Origin of the sequence: Kitasatospora sp. NPDC050543 (genome assembly GCF_044457565.1) — a bacterium.
In the GTDB taxonomy this organism is placed as follows: domain Bacteria; phylum Actinomycetota; class Actinomycetes; order Streptomycetales; family Streptomycetaceae; genus Kitasatospora.
The window spans coordinates 498,458-522,074 of the sequence record NZ_JBITGZ010000001.1 but is presented as its reverse complement, the minus strand read 5'-3'; the positions used below and the strand labels follow the sequence as shown (position 1 = coordinate 522,074).

19 protein-coding genes, 1 tRNA gene and 3 pseudogenes are annotated in these 23,617 nt (G+C 72.2%); 13 read left to right on the top strand and 10 right to left on the bottom strand.

Annotation, left to right across the window (positions count from 1 at the left end; genetic code table 11):
• Window positions 1-40: 40 nt before the first annotated feature.
• Together ACIBH3_RS02175 and ACIBH3_RS02170 are read right to left on the bottom strand one after the other, a co-directional pair.
• On the bottom strand, window positions 41-1,330 hold the full coding sequence (locus ACIBH3_RS02175; RefSeq protein WP_396309903.1) for an MFS transporter: 1,290 nt from the start codon (window positions 1,328-1,330) through the stop codon (window positions 41-43).
• Between the two features lie 378 nt (window positions 1,331-1,708).
• A complete protein-coding gene (locus ACIBH3_RS02170) occupies window positions 1,709-3,193 on the bottom strand; it encodes a potassium/proton antiporter (protein ID WP_396309902.1) in 1,485 nt (494 codons plus the stop codon).
• A gap of 287 nt (window positions 3,194-3,480) precedes the next feature.
• Between ACIBH3_RS02170 and ACIBH3_RS02165 the strand changes: the two genes are divergently transcribed.
• Window positions 3,481-6,222 carry a penicillin acylase family protein gene (locus ACIBH3_RS02165; RefSeq protein ID WP_396309901.1) on the top strand — a complete coding sequence of 914 codons (2,742 nt, stop codon included), beginning with the start codon at window positions 3,481-3,483 and terminating at the stop codon, window positions 6,220-6,222.
• A 58-nt stretch (window positions 6,223-6,280) separates the two neighbouring features.
• Here the strand turns inward: ACIBH3_RS02165 and ACIBH3_RS02160 are convergent, their stop codons facing one another.
• Entirely contained in the window at window positions 6,281-6,856 is a 576-nt protein-coding gene (locus tag ACIBH3_RS02160; RefSeq protein WP_396309900.1) for a 5-formyltetrahydrofolate cyclo-ligase, read from the bottom strand.
• Window positions 6,857-6,917: 61 nt separating this feature from the next.
• Between ACIBH3_RS02160 and ACIBH3_RS02155 the strand changes: the two genes are divergently transcribed.
• The 8 genes from ACIBH3_RS02155 (at window position 6,918) to ACIBH3_RS02120 (ending at window position 13,536) form a co-directional block, all read left to right on the top strand.
• Entirely contained in the window at window positions 6,918-7,781 is an 864-nt protein-coding gene (locus ACIBH3_RS02155; protein ID WP_396309899.1) for a GGDEF domain-containing protein, read from the top strand.
• Between the two features lie 53 nt (window positions 7,782-7,834).
• A complete protein-coding gene (gene galU / locus ACIBH3_RS02150; protein WP_396309898.1) occupies window positions 7,835-8,755 on the top strand; it encodes a UTP--glucose-1-phosphate uridylyltransferase GalU in 921 nt (306 codons plus the stop codon).
• A 157-nt stretch (window positions 8,756-8,912) separates the two neighbouring features.
• Window positions 8,913-10,172, top strand: a complete 1,260-nt coding sequence (gene glp, locus ACIBH3_RS02145; RefSeq protein ID WP_396309956.1) for a gephyrin-like molybdotransferase Glp — start codon at window positions 8,913-8,915, stop codon at window positions 10,170-10,172.
• 206 nt (window positions 10,173-10,378) lie between these two features.
• Window positions 10,379-10,813, top strand: coding sequence for a cyclic pyranopterin monophosphate synthase MoaC (moaC, locus tag ACIBH3_RS02140; RefSeq protein WP_396309955.1), 435 nt, complete (start codon window positions 10,379-10,381; stop codon window positions 10,811-10,813).
• 74 nt (window positions 10,814-10,887) lie between these two features.
• Window positions 10,888-11,409 (top strand): molybdenum cofactor biosynthesis protein B, encoded by a 522-nt coding sequence (locus ACIBH3_RS02135; protein WP_396309954.1) that lies wholly within the window; start codon window positions 10,888-10,890, stop codon window positions 11,407-11,409.
• The gene (locus tag ACIBH3_RS02130) at window positions 11,406-12,032 is read left to right on the top strand and encodes a GNAT family N-acetyltransferase (RefSeq protein ID WP_396309953.1); all 627 of its coding nucleotides are present in this window, start codon (window positions 11,406-11,408) and stop codon (window positions 12,030-12,032) included. Before ACIBH3_RS02135 ends, ACIBH3_RS02130 begins: the two co-directional genes overlap by 4 nt.
• 150 nt (window positions 12,033-12,182) lie before the next feature.
• Window positions 12,183-13,385, top strand: coding sequence for a gephyrin-like molybdotransferase receptor GlpR (gene glpR / locus ACIBH3_RS02125; RefSeq protein ID WP_396309897.1), 1,203 nt, complete (start codon window positions 12,183-12,185; stop codon window positions 13,383-13,385).
• 77 nt (window positions 13,386-13,462) lie between these two features.
• Window positions 13,463-13,536 (top strand) — tRNA-Ala (locus tag ACIBH3_RS02120).
• 73 nt (window positions 13,537-13,609) lie between these two features.
• Here ACIBH3_RS02120 and ACIBH3_RS02115 read toward each other — a convergent pair.
• Window positions 13,610-14,164: pseudogene (locus ACIBH3_RS02115) on the bottom strand (site-specific integrase); the annotation flags it as partial.
• 168 nt (window positions 14,165-14,332) lie between these two features.
• On the opposite strand from ACIBH3_RS02115, the pseudogene ACIBH3_RS02110 reads away from it, so the two are divergent.
• A pseudogene (locus ACIBH3_RS02110) lies at window positions 14,333-14,491 on the top strand (NUDIX hydrolase); the annotation flags it as partial.
• 20 nt (window positions 14,492-14,511) lie between these two features.
• Here the strand turns inward: ACIBH3_RS02110 and ACIBH3_RS02105 are convergent.
• From ACIBH3_RS02105 to ACIBH3_RS02095, 3 genes and pseudogenes are all read right to left on the bottom strand, one after another.
• Window positions 14,512-15,156: pseudogene (locus ACIBH3_RS02105) on the bottom strand (transposase).
• Window positions 15,157-15,178: 22 nt separating this feature from the next.
• Window positions 15,179-15,835, bottom strand: a complete 657-nt coding sequence (locus ACIBH3_RS02100) for a DUF6461 domain-containing protein (protein WP_396309896.1) — start codon at window positions 15,833-15,835, stop codon at window positions 15,179-15,181.
• A gap of 97 nt (window positions 15,836-15,932) precedes the next feature.
• Entirely contained in the window at window positions 15,933-16,874 is a 942-nt protein-coding gene (locus ACIBH3_RS02095; RefSeq protein ID WP_396309895.1) for a nuclease-related domain-containing protein, read from the bottom strand.
• 1,108 nt (window positions 16,875-17,982) lie between these two features.
• Here ACIBH3_RS02095 and ACIBH3_RS02090 point away from each other — a divergent pair.
• On the top strand, window positions 17,983-18,123 hold the full coding sequence (locus tag ACIBH3_RS02090; RefSeq protein ID WP_396309894.1) for a hypothetical protein: 141 nt from the start codon (window positions 17,983-17,985) through the stop codon (window positions 18,121-18,123).
• Window positions 18,124-18,557: 434 nt separating this feature from the next.
• Here ACIBH3_RS02090 and ACIBH3_RS02085 read toward each other — a convergent pair whose 3' ends face one another.
• On the bottom strand, window positions 18,558-19,016 hold the full coding sequence (locus ACIBH3_RS02085; protein WP_396309893.1) for a universal stress protein: 459 nt from the start codon (window positions 19,014-19,016) through the stop codon (window positions 18,558-18,560).
• A 209-nt stretch (window positions 19,017-19,225) separates the two neighbouring features.
• On the opposite strand from ACIBH3_RS02085, the gene ACIBH3_RS02080 reads away from it, so the two are divergent.
• On the top strand, window positions 19,226-19,630 hold the full coding sequence (locus ACIBH3_RS02080; protein ID WP_396309892.1) for an SRPBCC family protein: 405 nt from the start codon (window positions 19,226-19,228) through the stop codon (window positions 19,628-19,630).
• A 108-nt stretch (window positions 19,631-19,738) separates the two neighbouring features.
• Here ACIBH3_RS02080 and ACIBH3_RS02075 read toward each other — a convergent pair whose 3' ends face one another.
• Together ACIBH3_RS02075 and ACIBH3_RS02070 are read right to left on the bottom strand one after the other, a co-directional pair.
• The gene (locus tag ACIBH3_RS02075) at window positions 19,739-20,611 is read right to left on the bottom strand and encodes a peptidase (RefSeq protein ID WP_396309891.1); all 873 of its coding nucleotides are present in this window, start codon (window positions 20,609-20,611) and stop codon (window positions 19,739-19,741) included.
• A gap of 2 nt (window positions 20,612-20,613) precedes the next feature.
• The gene (locus ACIBH3_RS02070; protein WP_396309890.1) at window positions 20,614-21,927 is read right to left on the bottom strand and encodes a VWA domain-containing protein; all 1,314 of its coding nucleotides are present in this window, start codon (window positions 21,925-21,927) and stop codon (window positions 20,614-20,616) included.
• Window positions 21,928-22,210: 283 nt separating this feature from the next.
• Between ACIBH3_RS02070 and ACIBH3_RS02065 the strand changes: the two genes are divergently transcribed.
• Window positions 22,211-23,566: an FtsW/RodA/SpoVE family cell cycle protein gene (locus ACIBH3_RS02065; protein ID WP_396309889.1), complete on the top strand. Its 1,356-nt coding sequence runs from the start codon at window positions 22,211-22,213 to the stop codon at window positions 23,564-23,566.
• Window positions 23,567-23,617: the final 51 nt, after the last annotated feature.

Genomic DNA, 23,617 nt, shown 5'->3' with positions numbered 1-23,617 from the left:
CCCGGCCCGACGTGACCCGGTCCGACCCCGACCCCGCGGGTCAGCTCTTGGCCGCCCCGACCAGCTGCATCGAGGCGTTCCCCTGCGCCACCGCCCGGCTCGGCGCGCTCGGCGCGACCAGCAGCCGGCGCAGCGAGACCAGGGCGATCAGGCCCAGCCCGGCGCCGCCCATCGGCACCAGGAAGCCGGCCCACGGGCCGAAGCCGTCGATCAGCTGCCCGGCCGCCGTGGAGCCCGCCGCGAGGCCGAGGCCGATCGCGCCGGTCAGCCAGGTGAAGGCCTCGGTCTTGGCGCCGGCCGGGACGAGGGTCTCCACCAGCGTGTAGCCGGTGATCAGGGTGGGGGCGATGGCCAGCCCGCAGACCAGCCCGGCGACCGCCAGGGCGGTCAGGTTGGGCATCGCCCACAGCGTGCAGCAGCCCAGGACCAGCAGCGCGTAGCTGGCCAGCATCCGCTGCTGGGCCGAGCGCCGCCAGGCGATCATGCCGTAGAGCGCCCCGGCCAGCATCGAGCCGCCGGCGAAGACGCCGTAGACGGTGCCGCTCAGGCCGGGCTGCCCGGCGGCCTCGGCGAACGCGGTCACCGAGACCTGCATCGCGCCGAAGACGCTGCCGACGCCGAGGAACGCACCGGCCAGCAGCCGCACACCGGGCGCGGAGAGAGCGGAGACGCGCTTGGCGCCGGGTACGTGCGGGTGCCGGGCGGGGGCCGTACGGCGCTGCGCGGCGAAGGCCAGGCCGCCGGCGACGGTCAGTGCGGCCTCGGCGATCAGCCCGGCGGACGGGGAGATCCCGGTGGCGATGGCGGTGGCCAGGACCGGGCCGATCACGAAGGTGAACTCGTCCGTGACGGACTCGAAGGCGAACGCGGTGTTCAGCGTGCTGGGCGAGGACTCGGCCAGCTTCGTGACCCACCGGGACCTGACCATCGCGCCGATCTGCGGCACGCTGGCGCCGGCCGGGGCGGCGGCGAGGAACAGGGTCCAGGCCGGGGCGTGCCCGAGGGCCAGCGCGATCAGCGCGGCGACCGAGACGGCGTGCACGGCGACGCTGGGCAGCAGCACGGCGGCCTGCCCGAAGCGGTCGGCGAGCCGGCCGGTCTGCGGGCCGACGAAGGCCTGGGCGACGGCGGAGACCGCGGCGACGGTGCCGGCCGTGCCGTATGAGCCGTGGGTGTCCAGGACGAGCAGCACGATGCCCAGGCTCAGCATCGCGTAGGGCAGCCGCGCGGCGAACGCGGGGACCAGGAACGTCCAGGCGCCGGGGGTGCGCAGCAGCGCTCCGTACCCGACTCGTGCGGGGGCGTTTTCGACCGTTCGGCGGGCCGTCACGGTCGGTCCTTCCTGCTGCCTGGTAGCGCGGAAGGGGCATGGGTGGCCCCGACGGCGCCGAGAGTCGTCCTCTCGCGCGTCGACCGGGGTGATACCGGGGCCGCTGCGGGTCGCGGGCCGCGGCCGCCGAGCGGTCGCGCCAACTCTGCTTCAGGCAGATGTTGCGGGTGTATCAGTCATCCTGCATATACGCGCGTAGATGCGCGCGTTCCTCAGAGACTACAGGCTCCTCTGCGATTCGTCCCGCTTAGCACAGGTGAACAACCCGTGAAGCCGGCGAAGGCCTCGCAGGCCCGCCCCGCAGCGCCCCGCCCCCCGCACTGCCCCGCGCCTCGCCGCCCGCACTGCCCCGCGCCCGCCCCCTGCCGGCCCCGGCGCCTACCGCCCGTACAGCCAGCCGGCCAGCTTGCCGCCCCGGTCCACCGCCCGCAGCCGCCGCTCGGCGGCCTCCCCGACGGCGTCCGTGGTGACCACCAGCAGTTCGTCCCCGCCGCGCAGCACGGTGGCCTTGTCGGGTACGAAGCTGCTGCCCTCCCGCACCACCAGCGTGACGGCGGCCCCGGCCGGTAGTCGGAGTTCGCTGACCTCGACGCCGGACATCCGGGAGGTCGGCGACAGCGTCACCGACAGCAGGTGTCCGTGCAGCTTCTCCAGCGGGGCGGATTCGATGCCCAGGTCCTGGCCCATCGCCCCTTCGGAGATCCGCAGCCACTTGGCGACCCAGGGCAGGGTCGGGCCCTGGAGCAGGGTGAAGACCACGACCAGGATGAAGACGATGTTGAAGACGTGCTGGGCCTGCGGGGCGTCCGAGACCAGCGGGATGGTCGCCAGCACGATGGGCACCGCCCCGCGCAGGCCCGCCCAGCTGAGCAGGGCCTGTTCGCGGATGGGCAGCCGGAACGGCGTGAGGGTGAGCCCCACCGACAGCGGGCGGGCCAGGAACACCAGCACCGTGCCTATGACCAGCGCGGGCGCGATGGCCGAGCCCATGCTCGCGGGGGAGCAGAGCAGACCGAGCAGCACGAACATGCCGATCTGCCCTATCCACGCCAGCCCGTCCGCGAAGCCGCGCACCGCCGGGCCGTGCGGCAGCTTGGCGTTGCCGAGCACCACGGCGCTGATGTAGACGGCGAGGAAGCCCGAGCCGTGCAGCAGGGCGCCGCCGGCGTACGCGAGGACGGTGAGCGCCATGACGGCGATCGGGTACAGGCCGGAGGAGGGCAGGGCGACGCGCTTCACCGCGAAGGCGCCGAGCCTGCCGACGGCCAGGCCGACGGCGGCGCCGATCGCCAGCTCGCCGATGATGGTGCCGATCAGCACGTACCAGGGGTCCAGCTCACCGGTGGTCGCGAAGGCGACGACCAGGATGACCACGGGGGCGTCGTTGAAACCCGACTCGGCTTCCAGCAGGCCGGTCAGCCGGGGTGGCAGCGGCACCATCCGCAGGACGGAGAAGACGGCGGCGGCATCGGTCGAGGAGACGATGGCGCCGAGCAGCAGGGAGGTCCGCCAGTCCAGCCCGACCAGCCAGTGCGCGCCGGCCGCGGTGACGAAGACGCTGACCGCGACGCCGACGGTGGCCAGCACGGTCGCGGCCGGCATCGCCGGTCTGACCTCGCGCCAGTTGGTCTTGAGTCCGCCCTCGGCGAGGATCACCACCAGGGCCGCGTACCCGAGGACCTGGGTGAGTTCGGCGTTGTTGAAGGTGATGCCCAGGCCGTCCTGGCCGAGCGCGACGCCGATGCCGAGGTAGATCAGCAGGCTGGGGAGTCCGGAGCGGGTTGAGATGCGCACGGCGACCACCGCGACCAGGAGGATCACGGAGAACTCGAGCAGGAAGTGGTTCAGGTGGTCGACAGTCACGCAGGAGCACCTCGGGCAGCAGGGCGGACGGGGTGGCTGATGGCTCGTTACTCAGTCTAACATTTTACTAGCTCTTTAGTTAACCGGATTTTCCGCATCCTCCCTGATCAGCGCCCAGTAGGGTCCAGTGATCCCACCGTGGGCGTCCCCCGTGCACGTGCGCCACCTGAGTCGGCCTAATGTGGTGGTCTGTCACGGCCGAGTGCCCTGGACTCCACCTGCCCACCGCCCCCATCCCCCGCCAAACGACGTCCGCCAAACGACGCCCTCCGGGCGACACCGCTCTGATGCCAAGGACCCAGATGCCCCGCTCGAAGAAGTTCCGGCGCGCCCGTCTGATCGTGCTCGTGCTGGCCGTGCTCCTGGTGGCCGGCGTCGGCTACGGCGGTTACCGGGGGGTCGCGGCGGTTCGTGCGTCCTTCCCGGAGCTGGCCGGCACCATCAAGGTGGCCGGGATGTCGGCGCCGGTCGACGTCAAGCGGGACGCCAACGGCATTCCCCAGCTGTACGCCGACACCTCCGAGGACCTCTTCCGGGCCCAGGGGTACGTGCAGGCCCAGGACCGCTTCTGGGAGATGGACGTGCGACGGCACATCACCTCGGGGCGGCTGTCCGAAATGTTCGGATCCAGCCAGGTAGAGACCGATTCGTTCCTGCGGACCATGGGCTGGCACCAGGTCGCACAGAAGGAGTTCGACTCCCAGCTCTCCGCCGACGCCAAGAAGTACCTCCAGGCCTACTCGGACGGTGTCAACGCCTGGCTCGCGGAGCACCCGGGCGGCGAGAGCGCCTCGCTGGAGTACGCCCTGCTCGGTGTGGCGAACGGCGACTACAAGCCGGAGCAGTGGACGCCCGTCGACTCGGTGGCCTGGCTCAAGGCGATGGCCTGGAACCTCTCCGGCAACATGCAGGAGGAGATCGACCGCTCGCTGCTCGCCCAGGACTTCACCCCGGACAAGATCGCCGAGCTGTACCCCGAGTACCCGTACGCGCGCAACGGCACCATCGTGAAGACCGGCACCGTCAGCGGTGACACCTACCGCCCCGCCGACGGCGCGGCCCAGCCCGCGGCTCCGGCCACCGGCGGCGCCGTCCAGGGCTCGACCGTCACCAAGGCGATGCTCAAGGACGTCTCGGACCGGATCGACGAGATGCCGCAGCTGCTCGGCCGCCAGGGCCAGGGCATCGGCTCCAACTCCTGGGTGGTCGCCGGCAGCCACACCACCACGAACAAGCCGCTGCTGGCCAACGACCCGCACCTCGGCCCGGGCCTGCCCTCGGTCTGGTACCAGATGGGCCTGCACTGCCGGACGGTCTCCGGGGCCTGCGGCTTCGACACCTCGGGCTTCACCTTCGCCGGGATGCCCGGTGTGGTCATCGGCCACAACAAGGACATCTCCTGGGGCTTCACCAACCTCGGCGCCGACGTCACCGACCTCTACCTGGAGAAGGTCACCGGCCCGGACACCTACCTGGTCGACGGCAAGGACGTGAAGTTCGAGCTGCGCAAGGAGACCATCAAGGTCGCCGGCGGCGCCGACCGCGTCATCACCGTCCGCACCACCCAGAGCGGTGCCCCGCTGATCTCCGACCCGAGCACCGAGCAGCAGAACGTCGGCAGGTACGCGCCCGCCGGCAATGCCGCCCCGGACCGCGGCACCACCGGCTACGGCGTCGCCCTGCAGTGGACGGCGCTCACCCCGGGCAAGACCATGGACGCCGTCTTCAAGCTCGACAGGGCCACCGGCTGGGACGAGTTCCGGGCCGCCGCCAAGGACTTCGCCGTCCCCGCGCAGAACCTGATCTACGCCGACACCAAGAACAACATCGGCTACCAGGCACCGGGCAGCATCCCGATCCGCGAGAGCGGCGACGGCACCTACCCCGCGCTCGGCTGGGACTCCGCCTACGCCTGGAAGGGCATGATCCCCTTCACCGCGCTGCCCTACAGCCTCAACCCGGCGGCCGGCTTCATCGTCACCGCCAACCAGGCCGTGGTCGACCGCAGCTACAAGTACCCGCTGACCAAGGACTGGGAGTACGGCACCCGGGCCAAGGAGATCACCGGCCAGATCGAGGCCAAGCTCAAGAACGGCGGGAAGATCTCGCCGGACGACATGCAGTCCATGCAGCTCGACAACACCAGCGTGCTCGCCACGACGCTCGTCCCGCTGCTGCTCAAGGTGCAGATCGACGATCCGTACGTGCGCGAGGCGCAGGATCTGCTGAAGGACTGGAACTACCGGCAGGACGCCTCCTCCGCGGCCGCCGCGTACTACAACGGCGTCTGGCGCCAGATCCTGACCCTCGCCTTCGGGCAGAAGTTCCCCGCCGACCTGCGCGCCAAGGACAACTGCCTGCTGGTCCACGCGCAGCAGGACCCGACCAAGCCGGACGCCGCCGACGCCAACAAGATCATCACCGAGTGCGGCACCCGCGAGCCCGGCAAGGCCCAGCCCGACGGCGGCGACCGCTGGATGGAGATCGTGTTCCAGCAGCTCTCCAAGCCGGACAGCAGCTGGTGGACGTACATCGACTCCGAGCACCACGAGCAGAAGGGCCTGGAGAACCTGCTCGGCGAGGCGATGAAGAACGCCCGCCAGGACCTCACCTCGCTGCTCAGCAAGGACATCTCCACCTGGAACTGGGGCCGGCTGCACACCCTGACCCTGCGTGAGCAGACGATGGGCACCGACGACTCCTCGATCGCCTCCGGCGTCGTGCAGCGACTGCTCAACCGCGGTCCGTACCGGCTCTCCGGCGGTACGGCGGCGGTCGACGCGGCCGGCTGGAACGCGGCCGCCGGGTACCAGGTCGACTGGATCCCCTCGATGCGGATGGTCGTCGACCTGAGCGACTTCGACGCCTCACGCTGGATCAACGTCGGCGGTGCCTCGGGCCACGCCTTCCACCCCAACTACAACGACCAGACCGACCTCTGGCTCAAGGGCAGGCTGCTGAGCTGGTCCTACTCGGCCGAGGCCGTCGACAAGGCGACCAAGAACCGGCTGATCCTCACCAACGGCTGACGCCCGGCGGCCGACGCCGACGGCCCCGCCGGCCGCCACCCCGCCCGGGCCGGACCCGTCACCCCAGCCGGTGCACCCCGGACGGGGTGACGGCCGCGTCCACCGGCCGGTCGTGCGGCTCGGCCGGCACCTGCTCCAGCAGCTCGTGCTCGTACAGCAGCGTGGCCAGCAGCGGCCGGGCCCCGGCCAGGGCCAGCCGGGCCAGCACCCGGTCGTACGAGCCGCCGCCCCGGCCCAGCCGAAGGCCCCGGCGGTCCACCGCCAGGCCGGGCAGCAGCACCACCGACGCCTCGCACACCGCCTGCGGCCCCAGCCGCGCCCCGGTCGGCTCCAGCAGCCCGCGCGTGGCCGGGGCGAGCCGCCCCGGGCCGGTATAGGTGGCCCAGTCCAGGTCGTTGTCCGCCAGCAGCACCGGGAGCAGCACCCGGACGCCGCCCGCCAGCAGCGCGTCCAGCAGCGGACGGGTGCCCGGCTCCGCGCCGACCGAGACATACGCCGCGACGCTCTGCCCGGGCCCGGCCAGCTCCAGGGCGTGGCCCGCCAGCGCCAGCGCGGCCGCCTCGCGCGCCTGCGGGGACAGTGCCCGCCGCTCGCCGAGCAGCCGTGTCCTCAGCTCCGCCTTCTCGTTGTACATGGGATCCTCCACAGCTCTGGGCCCGGTGACGCTCAGAGCCTGACATGCGGAAGGCGCCCCGATGTCCACCCCGCTCCTGGTCCAGGCCCTGGCCGTGCTCAGCGCGCCCGCGCTCGGCGGCGCCGTCCTCCTCGGCCTGCGCGCGCGCTGCGGCGAGCGGGCCGCCGCCGCCCGGGAGTCGGGGCTGCGCGGGCGGATCGCCGAGCTGGAGGCCCGCTGCGCCGAACTGGCGCGCACCGCCTCCTGTGACCCGCTCACCGGGGTGTGGAACCACCGGCACCTCCAGCTCACCCTCGACCGCGAGGTCGAGCGCTGCCGGCGCGCGGACGAGCACGAGGAGCCCCGGCCGCTGGCCCTGCTGATGCTGGAGATCTCCGGCTTCGAGGCGGTCATCGCCGAGCACGGCCGGGGCCGGGGCAACGCCATCCTGCGCGACCTCGCCCAGCGGCTCGGCATGGAGATCCGCCGCTCCGACACCCTCGGCCGGTGCGGCGGAGGCGAGTTCCTGATCGTGCTGCCGGACACCGGCGTCGAGGGGGCGATCACCGTCGCCGAGCGGCTGATCTGGTCCGTCCGCCGGCACCGGCTGCTGGACTGGTCGTCGGGCCCGCGCGAACCGAGCCACGCACACGGCAACGGACTGACCGCCGCCGCCGGCCTGGCCGTGCTGCCCAGGGACGGCACCCATGCCGCGCTGCTGCTGCGGGCGGCCGACGGGGCCCTGGCCCAGGCGAAGAAGGAGGGCGGGGACTGCTGGCGCGGGGCGCCCGGCCCCCGGGTGTCCAAGGGCGGCTCCGATGCCGAGCGTGACCGTTCGGAAAAGCCCGGTAGTGTGTCGCCCTGTGCCGGAGGGGAGCCCCTCGCCCCCACCGGACTTCCGTACAAGCCAGCAGCCGTGGCCGCGCCCCGCGACGTCCTTTCATAGCCGCTTGACCTCGCGCTCAGCCAGGCGAAAACACGCCTTAGTAAGGTAAACGCATGACGACGACGAACCCCCGCATCCCCGTCACCAAGGCCGTGGTGCCCGCCGCAGGCCTCGGCACGAGGTTCCTTCCGGCTACCAAGGCGACTCCCAAGGAGATGCTGCCCGTCGTCGACAAGCCCGCCATCCAGTACGTGGTGGAGGAGGCCTCGGCCGCCGGCCTCAGCGACATACTGATGGTGACCGGCCGCAACAAGCGCGCCCTTGAGGACCACTTCGACCGCGCCTACGAGCTGGAGGAGCTGCTCGCCCGCAAGGGTGACCAGGACCGCCTGCGCCGGGTGCGCGAGTCCGTCGAGCTGGCCAACATGCACTACGTGCGCCAGGGCGACCCCAAGGGCCTGGGCCACGCCGTCCTGGTCGCCGAGCAGCACGTCGCCGGCCAGCCCTTCGCCGTCCTGCTCGGCGACGACCTGATCGACCCGCGTGACCCGCTGCTCGCCCGCATGATCGAGGTGCAGCAGGAGCTCGGCGGCTCGGTCGTCGCGCTGATGGAGGTCGAGCCCTCCCAGATCCACCTGTACGGCTGCGCCGCCGTCAAGCCGAACGGCTTCGGCGAGGACGTCTTCCACGTCACCGACCTGGTCGAGAAGCCCGACACCGCCGACGCCCCGTCGAACTACGCGGTGATCGGCCGCTACGTCCTCGACCCGGCCATCTTCGAGGTGCTGCGCAACACCGCACCCGGCCGCGGCGGAGAGATCCAGCTCACCGACGCGCTGCGCGAGCTGGCCACCCGTGACTCCGGGATCGGCGGCCCCGTGCACGGTGTGCTCTTCAAGGGCCGCCGCTACGACACCGGCGACCGCGCGGACTACCTGCGCGCTATCGTCCGACTGGCGTCCGAGCGCGACGACCTGGGCCCGGAGTTCCGCACCTGGCTCAAGGAGTTCGTCCGCACCGAGATGCAGGACTGATCCGACGACGGAGAGCGAGCCAGCGATGACCGGGCCCACGGAGAGCAGTACCGCCCCAGCTTCCTGCTGCGGAGGATCCGCAGGCCCGGCATCGCCGTCCCCGGGGCCGTCCGCCGACTCGGTGCCGTCCCCCGCCGGGCAGCCGCCCGCCGCCCGGATGTGGACGGTCGACGAGCACCTCGCCGATGTCCTGGCGGCCGCCGCCCCGCTGCCCGCGATCGAGTTGCAGCTGCTGGAGGCGCAGGGCTGCCTGCTCGCCGAGGACGTCACGGCCGACGGTGACCTGCCGCCCTTCGACAACAGCTCGATGGACGGCTACGCCGTCCGCACCGCCGACACCGCGGGGGCCAGCGACCGCTACCCCTCGGTGCTCACCGTCATCGGCGACATCGCCGCTGGCGCGGGCGACCTCCCCAAGGTCGGCCCCGGCCAGAGCGCCCGCATCATGACCGGCGCCCCGGTACCTCCGGGCGCCGAAGCCGTCGCCCCGGTGGAGTGGACCGACGGTGGCACCGGCACCGGCGAGGCCGCCGACTCGATGGGCGCGGCGGCCGCCGGTGAAGAGGTACGGGTGCTGCGCCCGGTCACCGAGGGCGCGCACATCCGCCGCCGCGGCAGCGACATCACGGCCGGCCGGCAGGTGCTCACCGCCGGCACCCTGCTCGGCCCCACCCAGCTCGGCCTGCTCGCCGCCATCGGCCGGGCCACCGTCAAGGTCCGCCCCCGCCCGCGCGTGGTGGTGCTCTCCACCGGAAGCGAGCTCGTCCAGCCCGGCGAGCCGGTGGGCCCCGGGCAGATCCCGGACTCCAACAGCTTCACCCTCACCGCCGCGGCCCGGGCCGCCGGCGCCATCGCCTACCGGGTCGGCGGCGTGCCCGACGACGCCGCCGTGCTGCGGGGCGTCCTGGAGGACCAGCTCGGCCGGGCCGACCTGATCGTCACCAGCGGGGGCGTCAGCGTCGGCGCGTACGACGTGGTCAAGGAGGTCTTCGAGAGCTACGGCGGGGTGGACTTCCGCAGGCTGCGGATGCAGCCCGGCAAGCCGCAGGGCTTCGGCCGGATCGGCTCCCGGGCCGGCACCGGCGTCCCGCTGCTGGCACTTCCCGGCAACCCCGTGAGCTCGTACATCTCCTTCGAGCTGTTCGTCCGCCCGATGATCCGCACCATGCTCGGTGCCCCCGACGTCCACCGGCCGGTGGTCCGGGCCGTCTGCCCGGCCGAGCTGCGCTCGCCCGCCGGGCGCCGGCAGTTCCTGCGCGGCCACTACGACGGGGCCGGCCGGGTGGAGCCGGTCGGCGGCGAGGGCTCGCACCTGGTCGGGGCGCTGGCCATGGCGAACTGTCTGATCACCGTGCCCGAGAACGTCACCGCCCTGCCGGCCGGCAGCGAGGTCGACGTTGTCCTGCTCACCGACTGACGCCCCGCCACCGGGCTCGCCCCCCGGGTCGGCGGGCCCGGCGGGCCGGGCGTTCTCACCCACTGACACGGCCCGTCCCACCCTGCGGCGGGAGCTGGGGGTACGGTAGCGCGGTATTCGATCTGCGCGCCCTCCCTGGAGCACCCGTGACCACCACACCCCCCGGTGACCGCCTCACCCACGTCGACGAGAGCGGCGCGGCCCGCATGGTCGACGTCTCCGAGAAGGCCGCCACCGTGCGCACGGCGGTCGCCGCCGGCCGGGTGCGGGTGGCGCCCGACGTCGTGGCGCTGCTGCGCGGCGAGGGCGTCCCCAAGGGCGACGCCCTCGCGGTGGCCCGGATCGCCGGGATCATGGGTGCCAAGAAGACCCCCGAGCTGATCCCGCTCTGCCACCCGATCGCCATCTCCGGCGTCAAGGTCGACCTCGCCGTCACCGACGAGGCCGTCGAGATCACCGCCACGGTGCGCACCGCCGACCGTACGGGGGTCGAGATGGAGGCCCTGACCGCGGTCGCGGTCGCCGGGCTGACGGTGATCGACATGGTCAAGGCCGTGGACAAGGCCGCCAGCATCGAGGACGTCCGGGTGCTCACCAAGACCGGCGGAAAGAGCGGCGACTGGCAGCGGGGCGCCGAATGAGCGCGCCTGCGGGGCCGGGCACGCCCGCCGGGTCGAGCACGCCCGCCGGCGCCCGCCCCGGCGCGAGCGGCGGGATGAGGGCGCTCGCCGTCACAGTCTCCAACCGCGCCTCCGCCGGCGTGTACGAGGACAAGGGCGGCCCGCTGCTGGTGGCCGGCCTGCGCGCGATGGGCTTCGCCACCGACGGCCCCCGCGTCGTGCCGGACGGCGAGCCGGTGGAGGCGGTGCTGCGCGAGGCCGCCGCGGCCGGCTACGACGTCGTGCTGACCACCGGCGGCACCGGCATCTCGCCGATGGACCTCACCCCCGAGATGACCGCCCGCGTCATCGACCGCGAGATCCCCGGCATCCCCGAGTCCATCAGGGCGTACGGCCGGGCCAAGGTCCCCACCTCCGCGCTGTCCCGGGGGCTGGCCGGGCTCGCCGGACGTACCCTGATCGTCAACCTGCCGGGCTCGACCGGCGGCGTCAAGGACGGCCTCGTCGTGCTGGAGCCGCTGCTCGCGCACGCCGTCGACCAGCTCGGCGGCGGTGACCACCCCCGGCCCGACGCCGACGCCGGTGCCGGTGCTGATGCTGACGGGAGTACGCACTGAACGCCGGCTGGCCGGTAGAACTCCACGAGGGGGAGGTCGCGCTGCGCCCGATCAGGGTCCGCGACCAGCGGTCCTGGCAGGAGGTGAGCCGCCGCAACCGGGACTGGCTGCGGCGGTGGGAGGCGACCGTCCCCCCGGCCGGCCCGGGCCGCCCGGCGGGCCCGCGCCCGACGTACCGGCAGATGGTCCGTTACCTGCGCGGCGAGGCCTCGGCGGGCCGGATGCTGCCCTTCGTCGTCCTCTACAAGGGCCAGCTGGTCGGCCAGCTGACCGTGGGCGGCATCACCTGGGGCTCGATGTGCTCCGCCAATGTCGGCTACTGGATCGACGAGACGGTGGCCGGCCGGGGCATCATGCCGACGGCGGTCGCGCTTTCGGTCGACCACTGTTTCCGGACACTGGGGCTGCACCGGATCGAGGTCTGCATCCGGCCGGAGAACGTGCCGAGCCGCCGGGTGGTGGAAAAGCTGGGCTTCCGGCCGGAGGGAATGCGCCCGCGCTATCTGCACATCGACGGCGACTGGCGCGACCACCTCGTGTACGCGCTGACCGTCGACGAGGTCCCCGAGGGCATGCTGGAGCGCTGGCGGGAGATCAGGGCGGGCCGCGAGAGCAGTAATTGAATATATGTTCGAATCAAATATCGATATGGCATCGTCGCCGCGACGGACGGGCACAAATGCCGGCAAAATAGTCGGAGAATCAGCTTGATCACACGACACGCCGCGCCAAATTGCTGCCAGGCCTTCCCCTACGCCCGTACGGTGTGAAACGTGAGCAGTAGCGGCCTTATCTACGCGGTCATCGTAGGGGCCTGGGCCGCCTATCTGGTGCCGATGTGGCTCCGCAGGCAGGACGAGCTCAACGAGGCGCGCCCGACGGAACGCTTCAGCACCGCCATCCGCCTGCTGGCCGGGCGTTCGGCGATGGAGCGGCGGGTGTCCCGGGCCCTTGGTGACGACAAGCGTGACGATTCACGCGAGGACGACTCGCGGGACGGCGACTCGGGCGACGGTGACTCGCGCGACGACCCGCGCGACGACCCGCGCGAGGACCGGACGAGCACCGGCGACGACCTGTCCGAAACGGACGAGGTCGCCCCTGGCGTGCCCGACGCGGCCGAAGCCTCCGGTGCGCCGACCGGGCAGGCCGAGCCGGCGGACGACGGCGGGCAGCCATCCTCGCGCCACGCCGACGAGCGTACGGAGGAGCGGGCGGAACACCGGGCCGATCAGCGCGCGGGCGCCGAGCGCCGCGCCAGGCTGCTCGCCCGCCGCCGCCGCATGGTCACCGTCCTCTTCCTCGCCTTCGCGTGCGGCGCGGTCATCGCGGCGGTGGCCGGCCTGGCCTTCCTCTGGGTGCCGGCCCTGCCCGCCGTGCTCCTCACGCTCTACATCGGCCACCTGCGCAAGCTGGAGCGCCAGCGGTACGAGGTGAAGCTCGACCGCTCGCGCGCAGCGCAGGCCGCCGAGCAGCTACGCAAGCGCGAGCGCCGGCGTACGGAGGAGCGCGGGGCCGAGGAGGCCGGCGTGGACGGCCGGCAGGGCGCCCATGACGGGCCCGCCCACCAGGGCGGCCGGGCGGACACCCCGCACAATGCGACGCACCCCGCCGACCGGGGCCGCCCGCACCTGCGGCTGGCCGCCGACCCGACCCCGCAGACCGCGAAGGCCTCCTCGGCGCTCGCCGAGGCGACCGACCACGAGGAATGGGTCGACGGCATGCGCGAGCGCGGCGCGGCCGGCCCCGACTCCTGGGAGCCCGTCCCCGTCCCGCTGCCGACCTATGTCACCGCACCGGTGGCGCCCCGGGTCACCCGCGGCCTCGACCTCGGCGCCCCCGGCACCTGGACGGCCGGGCGCCCCGGGGAGGCCCGCAACACCCCGCTCTACGACCAGTACGCCGAACCGCCGGCCGCCGGCGCCGAGGTCCACGACGACGAGTACGCCCACCGCCCCCGCGCCGCCAACGAGTGATCGCGGGCCCGCCGGGCCGGCCGGGGGAGGGGGTGGTCACGAACCCCCTCCCGAAGGTGCTAAAGTTTCTTCTCGTTGGGGCTGTGGCGCAGTCCGGTAGCGCACCTCGTTCGCATCGAGGGGGTCAGGGGTTCGAATCCCCTCAGCTCCACCCAATGTCAAAGGCCCTCCCGGGATCATCCGGGAGGGCCTTTGATCGTCTGTACAGCAGTGAAGTACAGCAGCTACTCCGGCTGCTCTGGTGCTTCGGTGGTGATGTGCCGGCCGAGCTTCTTCAGCGCCCGCCGGGTGGCCTCTGACGGCACGTGGGTGTAGATCTCCATCGTGACGGCGATCTTGCTGTGCCGCAGGATCTGCATCGCGATCCGCGGGTGCACATCCAGGGCGGCGAGGAGCGACCCGCAGGTGTGCCGGGTGTCGTGCAGTCGGATGACCCGGACGCCGGCCAGCTCGCACCGCCGCTTGAACGACCGGTTGAAGTTGCGCGGTTCGATCGGTGAGCCGGTGCGGGTGGTGAACGCGAAGTCGAGCCCCGCCCACAAGTCGCCGGCGGCCCGCTTGGCGGCGGCCTGTACCTGACGGCGGAACTTCAGTGCCGCGGTGCAGATGTCCGGCAGCGGGAGGACGGCGGTCGACGCGTCGGTCTTGGTCTCGTCGTGAACGAGCTGACGCCGGATCCGCTGGAGTTGGGCCTCCACCGTCAGCAGCTCGGCGTCCAGGTCCACCGAACCCCAGGTCAGGCCCAGCACCTCCCCGCGCCGTAGCCCGAGGACCAGGATCAGCACGTACGCCGGGTAGAGCGGGTCACCATCGCGGCGTGCCGACTCCAGGAAGGTCTTCGCCTCCTCCACCGACCAGGGGTTCCGGGCGGTCCGCCGAGGCGACCGGAGCTTCACCAGGGCCGCCAGGTTCTTCGTGATCAGCTCTTCGGCGATGGCGGTGGTCAGGAGTCGACGGCGGTGGCATGGCTGACCCCGGACGAGGTAGCCGCCCGGATGGGCGAGGTCTACGCCGTCCGCCTGCTCGACGCCCTCCAGGACGAAGCAGCCCCGCACATCCGTACCCACGACGGTCGGACGCTCATCGACTTGCCGCAGGCGAGCTGAGCTAGGGTCTGTCTCTTTGGTTATCTGCGGGCCCAGATGAGGATGGCGGCGAGGTGGAGTGCGGCTTGGTAGGCGATGGCGAGTTTGTCGGTGCGCATGGCCAGGCCGCGCCACTGCTTGAAGCGGTTGATGCACCGCTCGACGGTGTTGCGTTCCTTGTAGGACTCGGGGTCGAAGGCAGGTGGCCTGCCGCCGTGAGGACCACGTCGTCGGCGGTGCTGGACCTGGTCGGCGGGCTGTGGGATGACGGCCCGGATGTGACGGTTGCGCAGGTGGGCGCGGATCGCGCGGGAGGAGTAGGCGCGGTCCGCGAGCACCACGTCCCACGCACCGGTCCGGGACGACCGGGTGGGCCCGGCAGACGGTGGAGTCCACCGAGACGGTCCAGCCGATCTCGTCGCCCGCGTCCGCTGCGGCGAGAACAGCTGCGAAGGCCCTGGCCCAGGTACCGTCGACTGCCCAGCGCAGCAGCCGTTTGTGGGCGGTCTTGAACGAGCCGAGCTCGTGGGGCAGGTCCCGCCAGGGCGAGCACGTGCGGTACTTCCACGCGATCGCCTCCAGAGTGCGGCGGTGGTTCGCCCATCGCCGCCGCGGACCGGATCGGCCGGCATTAACGGCTCGATCCGTTCCCACACGGCATCACTGATCATCAATCGGACAGACACATCCGATCAACAGCTCAACCCATCAAAGAGTCACGCTCTGGTCGGCGAGCAGGACGGCCGGCAGGGGGGCCTCCAGCACTATGGCCCGGGGGAGTGTCAGACCGAATTGCCGCTCCAGCACCCCCAGGGTGGTCCGGTGCACCTCTCGGTGCGCTCGTTCCTCGTCCGGCAGACCTTCTATGCTCAGCAACCCCATGACCGTATCTACGAGTTCGGGGTCTCCGGCGACCTGGCCGTTGCCCCAGGAGTCGTCCAGGTGCAGATTGAACGAGCAGACCGTCCGGCCGTCCCGGTGGTAGTGGAAGGTCGGCGGCACCGGCTTGCCGTTCTCCTCCTCGTACTCCAGCAGGAAGACGTCGGCCCCGCCTTCGGAGATCGCCGGATCGTCCCGGAATTCCCCGAACCAGCCCCCGTACGCCACCGCGAAGGTCCACCCGTCGCTCACCCCCAGTCGCAGCCCGATCCCGTCCCAGGCGTCCCCGTACTCCGAGTCCAACGCCTCGACCAGCTCGTCCCCGGTGAGCTCCCCGACCGGCTCCACGGTCCGCTCCGACCACTGGGCCGAGGCCGCGATCCGCGCCGCCAGCACCTCGATCCCGAGCCCTCGGGCCAGGGTCACGCTGTAGCCGCCGAAGGCAATGCTCTGTGGCTCCGCGAGCCAGGCGATTCCGTCCGTCATGCAGGTGATCCTGCCGCATCACACCGACACGCCCCGCCCCGGGCCGCGGGACTGCTCCGACCCGGCCGCCGACCCGGCCCGATCAAGGAGACAGCTCCTAGCTGGACTTCTTGCCGCGGCTTCCCATCTGGCTCCAGACGTGTCGGTGTCGCGCGACGGTGAAGACCCTCTCAACGCGTTCCGGTGTCAGCCGTGTCGGCGTTTGCGGGAGGTTCGAGGCGATCTGCTCGCCGGCGACCACGGCCACGGGGGAGGCTCCGGCACGAGTGATCTTCCGGGCGCCGACCACAGCGATGATCGGGTGAACGGGCACCTCGAACCCGCACCACTCCTCCAGCAGTGCCGCCGTTCGTGAGGCCTCGAACTCGGCGTTAGCCAGGTACGGGAAGCTGTTGCGGTTGACGCCGACCATCTTGTCGCCGACCCGCACGGTGGCGTCCGGATGATGCTTGGTATTGATCGTGAAGACGCCCGGTGGGCCGATCACCACGTGGTCGATGTCGGCACCGCTGGGCAGCGGCATACCGTGCAGGACCTTCCACCCGGCGATCCTCAGCGGTTCCAAGCCAGCCCCGACGATGCGCTCGCCTTCCAGCCCCAGGAGCGTGGTTGGGGCGCCGAGGGGATTCCGGGTCGCCTTGGCGACCAGGCGAACCCAGACGTTGTGCGACTGCTCCTCCCGCCGCAGCATGCTCTCCAGCCCGGCGCCGGGCGCGTTCAAGGCAAGGTCGTCCTCATCGCGCAGAGGTGGCAGGAAGGGCACGCTGACCCGTTGCTTCGGCACGGGCGCTTTGGCCGGCGCTGACGGCGTTGCGTCCCCACAGCGTCGTACGGTGCGCGGGGGTACAGACTGCCCGTAGGAGGCGCACCACTCCTCCACCTTGGCCAGCGCAGCGGACTCGCGCTCGGCATCCTGGATCTCGACCACGCCGGTCAGGCAATCAAGCCATGCGACCGCAGCACCACGGACACCGGCTCTGTTGACGTACAGCCGCCACTTTCCCGGCTTCCGCCATGGCCTGACCGTCAGCTCCTCCACGCGGCTCCGCCCTCCCCAGCCGAGATGCCTGACAACAGGTCAGCATGCCCAGGCGGTAACGCTCGTGAACACCATGGCTAGCCGGAACGGGGCGGTTCGGTCAGTGATCGAGTGGAGGAAGAGCGAGGAGTGCGGGGAGTACAGGGATGCGTAGAAACCTTCTCTACGGGTTCAAGGCGCCTCGCTGCGCTCGCCGCGGGGAGGGCGGGGCCAGTGGGGAAGGCACATCACGGCGGCATCGGAGATACCGGCGAGGATTCCCCGCCTCCTGGACTGACTGGGGAGCAGCCTCACACAAGGGTTCGGGGTGCCGCGCGATGCGCGGGCGGCGCCGGCCGTCCTCCGGCGCGCGCCCCGCCTCCTGTCTTCGCCCCGGCTGGGGCTTTGCCGTCGTCGGCCGCGCCCGAGGGGCGGAAAGCTAAGGCCGGGGCAGGAACGGACAGCGTCCAGACTTACCCCCTCCCCGGTACAGGAGGGCAGGGGAATTCGATCTCAGGACCAACCCCACCGGGGCTGGGGGCGGGCGGCTCCACGGTTTTACCCACCTGCCAGGACCGGGACCCGCACCGAGCAAGACCGGGGGGCCACTCGGCCAAATTGCGGTCAGGCCCAAAAGCCCTGACCGAGACGCGATGAGCTTACGGGCCCCGATCATGCCCGGACCCAGACCAGACAGGACACCGGCCAAAACCGCTCCACCACCCGCGTTGCTCGTCTCCGACGACGGGATCCAGCCAACTCGATCGGCTCCCCTGGGTGAGCAAATCAGCGACAACTTTCCAGCATTCTGAAGAGTCAGAAGCGCAGGTGCATGGAGGATTTTGGAGAGTTGCTCCGCGCAGTCGACGCCGCGTGAGAGGCGGAGAGTATGAGCCCTGCTCGCTAAGCATGAGCAGAGGTCATAGCTGAGAGTGATTGCTCCGGCGCCTTTGCGTACTCGTCCACTGCTACGGTCAGTTAACCGAATGGCCAAGCCCGCCACTGCCGCTGAGGCTGGAACCGATTGCGGCAAGGGCGGGCATGAGCACCTCTTGGAGGTACCCCTGTGAGTCTGTCTCCTAGCCCAGGGCCCCTGTCAACCAGGGCTCCCCAGATCTGGCCAGCGGCCGTGATCGTCATCGTGGTTGTGCTGCGAGCGCCAACCGACATCCTGCCGACGGTCCTCTCGACGGTGGCCGGCATCGTGGCGCTTATGCTCGGCGAGCGAATGCCCGCGGCGAGGGTGCGCACGCGGGCCGCGCAAGCCTGAGTGTCTAACTGCGCTACAACGGCCGCGTACAGCGGTGGACGGCCACGGACACTTGGGAATCGTTCGGGCAGGTCAGCGACGCTGCTCGCCGAGGTCGGGTGGGCGCCCAGGTTGCTTCGGGACGGAGATGCCGCGGACAGCCAGTCTGTGGCATGCGGAGCCGACACGGGCATGCGCCCCGTCGACATGGGTGGGTTGCTGTACAGCAGCGCGATACAGCAACCGGGGCGGTCGCAGCTGGCCGACGGCGGACGCCCCAGACAGGGCGACCAGCGCCGGAGACCCCAACGACCGCCCCGCCGGTAGTCCGCATCGAGGGGGTCAGGGGTTCGAATCCCCTCAGCTCCACCCAACGGCCGCTCGTGAGTGGCCACGAGATCCCGTCCGATCAGTTGATCGGGCGGGATCTCTGCGTTTATGGGGGTGACCGGTCGTCAGTGGGGTGGCGGCTCGGCTTTGACGATGACGACGGTGCACCGGGCGTGGTGGACGCAGTAGTGGCTGACGGAGCCCAGGACGGTGTCGAGGGGGGCGCCGTGGCCGTGGCTGCCGAGGACCAGGGCGCAGGCGCCCCGGGCGGCCTCGACGAGGGCGCGGGCGGGCTGGCCGGCCTTGATGTGGCGTTGGACGGGCAGGTCGGGGGAGGGGCCGAGGGCGGCGGCCAGGCTCTCGTCGAGGATCTTGGCGGCGTCGGCCTCCAGGTCGAAGCCGTCCAGGACGGGCGGGACCATCCCGGTGCTGCCGTACAGGCTGGGGAAGTGCCAGACGGTCACGGCCTCCAGGGCGCTGCCGGTGAGGGCGGCCTGCCTGGCGGCCCATCGGATCGCCGCGCGGGAGAGCGCCGAGCCGTCGACGCCCACCACGATCCGGTCCTGCGGTCGCCCGCCGCCCATCGCTCGCTCCTCGCTCCGCTCCGGTGGATCGCGGTCCCGTCGGCCGGGGCCGAGCCTAGGCCGCCGGCGCGCGCGGGCCGGCGCGCGACCCGCGGCCTTCCGGGTGGCTTGCAGAGGTCTGTCCTCGGCGGGTGCCCGCCCCTACGCTGGTTGGCACCGGCTGTCGCAGGAGAGCGAGATCGCGGGGGGTACGGGTGCGCCACACCGTCATGGTCAGGATCGATGCCCCGCCCGAGCGGATCTGGGCCGCGCTGGTCGACGTGGAGAGCTGGCCGCGCTGGACGGCCTCGATGACGCATGTGCGGCGGCTGGAGGACGGTCCGCTGCTGCTGGGCAGTACCGCCCGGCTGAAGCAGCCCGGCCTCCCGGCCGCGGTCTGGCGGGTCACGGGGTTCGAGCTGGGGCGGTCGTTCAGCTGGCTCAGCGCGGGGCCCGGGGTGACCACCGTCGGCGGGCACGAGCTGGAACGCGGGCCGGCCGGCGGGATGCGGCTCACCCTGACGCTGGACCAGAGCGGCCCGCTGGCCCGGCCGGTGGAGCTGCTGCTCGGGGAGCGGGCGCGGCGCTTCCTCGGGATGGAGGCGGAGGGCCTGCGGCGGTGCTGCGAGGGCTGAGCGCGGCCGTGCGCCCACCAGGGGCGGAGGAAGGGCGGGCGCGCGAGGCCCCGGGGTACGGGCGAGGGCCGGCCGGGAAGCCCGGCCGGCCCTCGCCTCACGCACCGGTCAGGACTGCCCCGACCCGGCGTACGGACCCGGCTGCGGCGCGCCGGCCTGCGGCGGGACGGCGCCGTAGCGGGCCGGTCGCCGGCCGCGCGGGTGGCGGGTGACGGTGTAGCCGCCGACGCCGGCCAGGGCGGCCAGGGCGCCGCCCGCCAGCGTCCAGAACCAGCGACTGTTCCAGCCCGAGAACCAGCCCGAGTACCAGTGCGACTCGGGCTCCTGCGGTACCGCGGCCGTCTTGCCGCCGACCGCGCTGCCGCCGGCGTTCACCGGGGGCACGAGCGGGGCCTTGAACGAGCCGCCCTCGGGCTGGGCGTCGTCCGGGCCGCCCTTGGTGGCGATGTGCAGCTGGGCGCCGGCGGCCAGGCCGAGGTCCTGCTGCGGCGCGTCGGCGACCGACAGCCGGACGTAGTACGTGCCCGGCAGCGGGTCACCGGACCAGGGCTCGGCCCAGGAGCGGATCTGGCGCAGGGTGCAGCTGAGCGTCAGGTCCGTGGCGGTGGGCGCGCCGGTGGCGTTCTGGGTGCCCGCCGTGCAGGACTGGCGCCGGCGCAGGCCGTCGAAGACCTCCACGCTCCAGCTCTGCGGCCCGTGCCGGTCGGCGGCCGGCGCCAGGGTGACGGACAGCTCGATGGTGGGCGTCTGCCCCTCGGCGGCGCCGAACGACCAGTAGAGGTAGTCACCGGTGGAGGCGGCCACCTTGGCGTCCTGGCCGGCGGCCAGTGCGGTCGCGGTCAGGAACGACGTACCGGCCTTGTTGACCGGGGCGAGGCTGCTCGCGCTGGGGGAGGCGGACGGTGAGGCGGCCGAGGCGGCCGGGGCCAGCAGCGGCACCAGTACGACGGCGGCCAGTGCGGCCTTGAGAGTGGTACGCATCGTCAGTTCTCCCGCCAGACAGCGATCCGCCAGCGTGCGATCCAGCCGAAGAGCAGACCGGTCAGCAGGCCCGCCAGGGTCAGGACCAGCAGCAGGATCCAGCCGCGGCCCAGGCCCAGCGCCGGGCCGTCCGGCGCGGGGGAGGCGGTGGCCAGGTCGACCGTCAGTTCCAGCGGCAGGCCCGGGTCCGCCGCCACACCGGGCTGCGGGGCGAGCGAGTTGCTGATCACCAGGCAGACGGCGGTCTCCGCCGCGCCGCTGGGGGAGGCGGACGCCGTCGGGGAGGTCGAGGACATCGACGAGGACCAGCGCAGGCCGGCGGAGGCCACGTCGGTACGCCCGCTGCCGGCGTCCGTACCCCGGACGAGTTCCTGTCCGGTGGTACTGGTCGCCTGGAGCAGCACGCCGTAGTCGCGGGCCACCGCCCGGTCGACCGAGACGCTCACCGAGGCCCGCAGCTCCTGCCCGGCCTTCACCGGCACCCGGTAGACCCGGTGCTCGGAGAACTTCTCGCGGTCGCTGTAGACGCCGGGCGTCAGCACCGGCGCGCTCTCGCACTTGTCGGTGCCGGTGGTCTTGGTGGGCGTCACCGTGTAGGTGTCCACCGAGCGGTCGACCAGCTGCTTGACCTTGTCGGTGAGCTGCTCCTGGGTCCGCACGTCGGTGAAGGTGCCACCGGTGGCGTTGGCGATGCAGAGCAGCTGCTGGCGGGTCTTGTCGTCGTGCGCCAGGCCCAGCGTGTCGACGACCAGGTGGATGCCCTGGGAGGCGAGTTCGCGGGCGACGTCGCACGGGTCGGGCGGGGCGCAGGAGTCCTCGCCGTCGGTGATCAGCACCACCCGGCGGGTGGTCTCGCCCTTGCCGAGGTCCTGGGCGGCGCCGCGCAGGGCGAGGCCGATCGGGGTCCAGCCGGTGGGCCGCAGGGTGGCGACGGCGGTCTTCGCCTCCACCTTGTTGGTCTTGCCGACCGGGAAGAGCTGCTTGGTGTCCTGGCAGCCCTGGTTCTTGTCGTCGCCGGGGTAGTTGGCGCCGAGGGTGCGGATGCCGAAGTCGGTCTCCGGCGGCAGGGCGTCGATCACCTCGTTCAGGGACTGCTGGGCCACCGCGATCCGGCTCTTGCCCTGGATGTCGGTGGCGTGCATGGAGCCGCTGACGTCAAGGACGAGGTCGACCCTGGGGGCCTCCCTGCCCGCGGCGGCGCCGGCTGATGGTTCGTCGGCGTGGGCGGGGAGGCCGCTGAGCAGCGCACCACCCGTTATCGCCAGGGCGGCCAGCAGGCTGCCGAGCCTGGCTCTGGGTCGTCGTCCGGTAGTCACCCGCCGAATCCTATGGATCACCGGTCGGGGACGGCCAATCTGGGGCCGGGGCTGGCGACTTCTGCTCCGGACACGACCGGCCTCGCGCCCGGCCGGGGCCGGGGGCCCGGGGGCGCGAGGGCGATTGCGGGCGCGCTCTCGGCCCGGCCGCTGACGGGTCGGCGGGCGAATATCGGACACACCGACACCAAGGTCCGTAAATATGGCTAATTCTCGTTAGGGTGGCCAACCAGAGCCGGCGACCCGACGAGGGCGACCCGACGAGCTTGCGACAGGACGATCCGTGGCAACTCCATCCGCCGTGACGAGGGCCGGCGCCCGGCCCCGGCGGCCGGTGAGGACCCGTCGCAACACCGAACTCGCCCTGGTGCTGGCCGCCGTCCTGATCGCGGTCTTCGGCTACATCGAGGTCGGGGCCAACATCGACGGCGAGGTGCCCTCCGGCGCGGCCGGCTACGGCGCGGCGCTGGGTGTGCTCGCCCTGCTGGCGCACGGCGTGATCCGCTGGCGGGCGCCGTACGCCGATCCGCTGCTGCTGCCGATCGCGATCCTGCTCAACGGGATCGGGCTGGTCGTCATCTACCGCCTGGACCGGGCGACCCCGGGCAGCGCCGCCGCACAGACCCAGCTGCTCTGGTCCACGCTCGGGGTGGCGCTCTTCATCGCCGTGGTGGTCTTCCTGCGCGACCACCGGCGGTTGCAGCGCTACGCGTACATCGGCGCGCTGCTGGCGCTGGTGCTGCTGGTGCTGCCGGTCCTCTTCCCGCCGGTGTACGGCTCGCGGATCTGGATCACCCTCGGACCGCTCTCCTTCCAGCCGGGGGAGTTCGCCAAGATCCTCCTGGCCGTCTTCTTCGCCGCCTACCTGGCCGTGCACCGCGACGCGCTGGCGCTGACCGGCCGGCGCTTCCTCTGGTTCCAGCTGCCGCGCGGGCGGGTGCTCGGGCCGGTCCTGCTGATCTGGGCCGCGTTCGTGGGTGTCCTGGTGCTGGAGACCGACCTCGGGACGTCGCTGCTGTTCTTCGGCCTCTTCGTGATCATGCTGTACGTGGCCACCGCCCGCAGCGGCTGGATCGCCATTGGGCTGTTCCTGACGGCGCTCGCCGCCGTCGGGGTGGGCTGGCTCTCCCCGCACGTGCACAGCAGGGTCGCCGACTGGCTGGACCCGCTGGGCTCGATCGCCGCCGGCCGGGGCGCCAACCAGATCGCGCAGTCGCTGTTCGCCTTCGCCTGGGGCGGCCTCCTCGGCACCGGCCTGGGCCTCGGCCACTCAATCCTGATCGGCTTCGCGGCGAAGTCCGACTTCATCCTGGCCACCGTCGGCGAGGAACTGGGGCTGGCCGGGCTGATCTCGCTCCTGCTGCTGTACGCGCTGCTGATCTCGCGGGGCTTTCGGACCGGCCTCGCGCTGCCCGACCCCTTCGGGAGGCTGCTGGCCATCGGGCTGGCCGCGATCGTCGGGCTCCAGGTCTTCGTGGTGGCCGGCGGCGTCCTGGATCTCATCCCGCTGACCGGGATGACACTCCCGTTCATCGCCCAGGGCGGTTCCTCGGTGGTGACCAACTGGATCATCGTCGCCCTGCTGGTGCGGATGAGCGACCTCGCCCGGCGCCCGCCGCCGCCAGGGGAGGGCGCGTGAGATTGCGACGCGGCCGGCCGCGCCCGCCCGCCGCCGGGCCGCCGGGCCGCC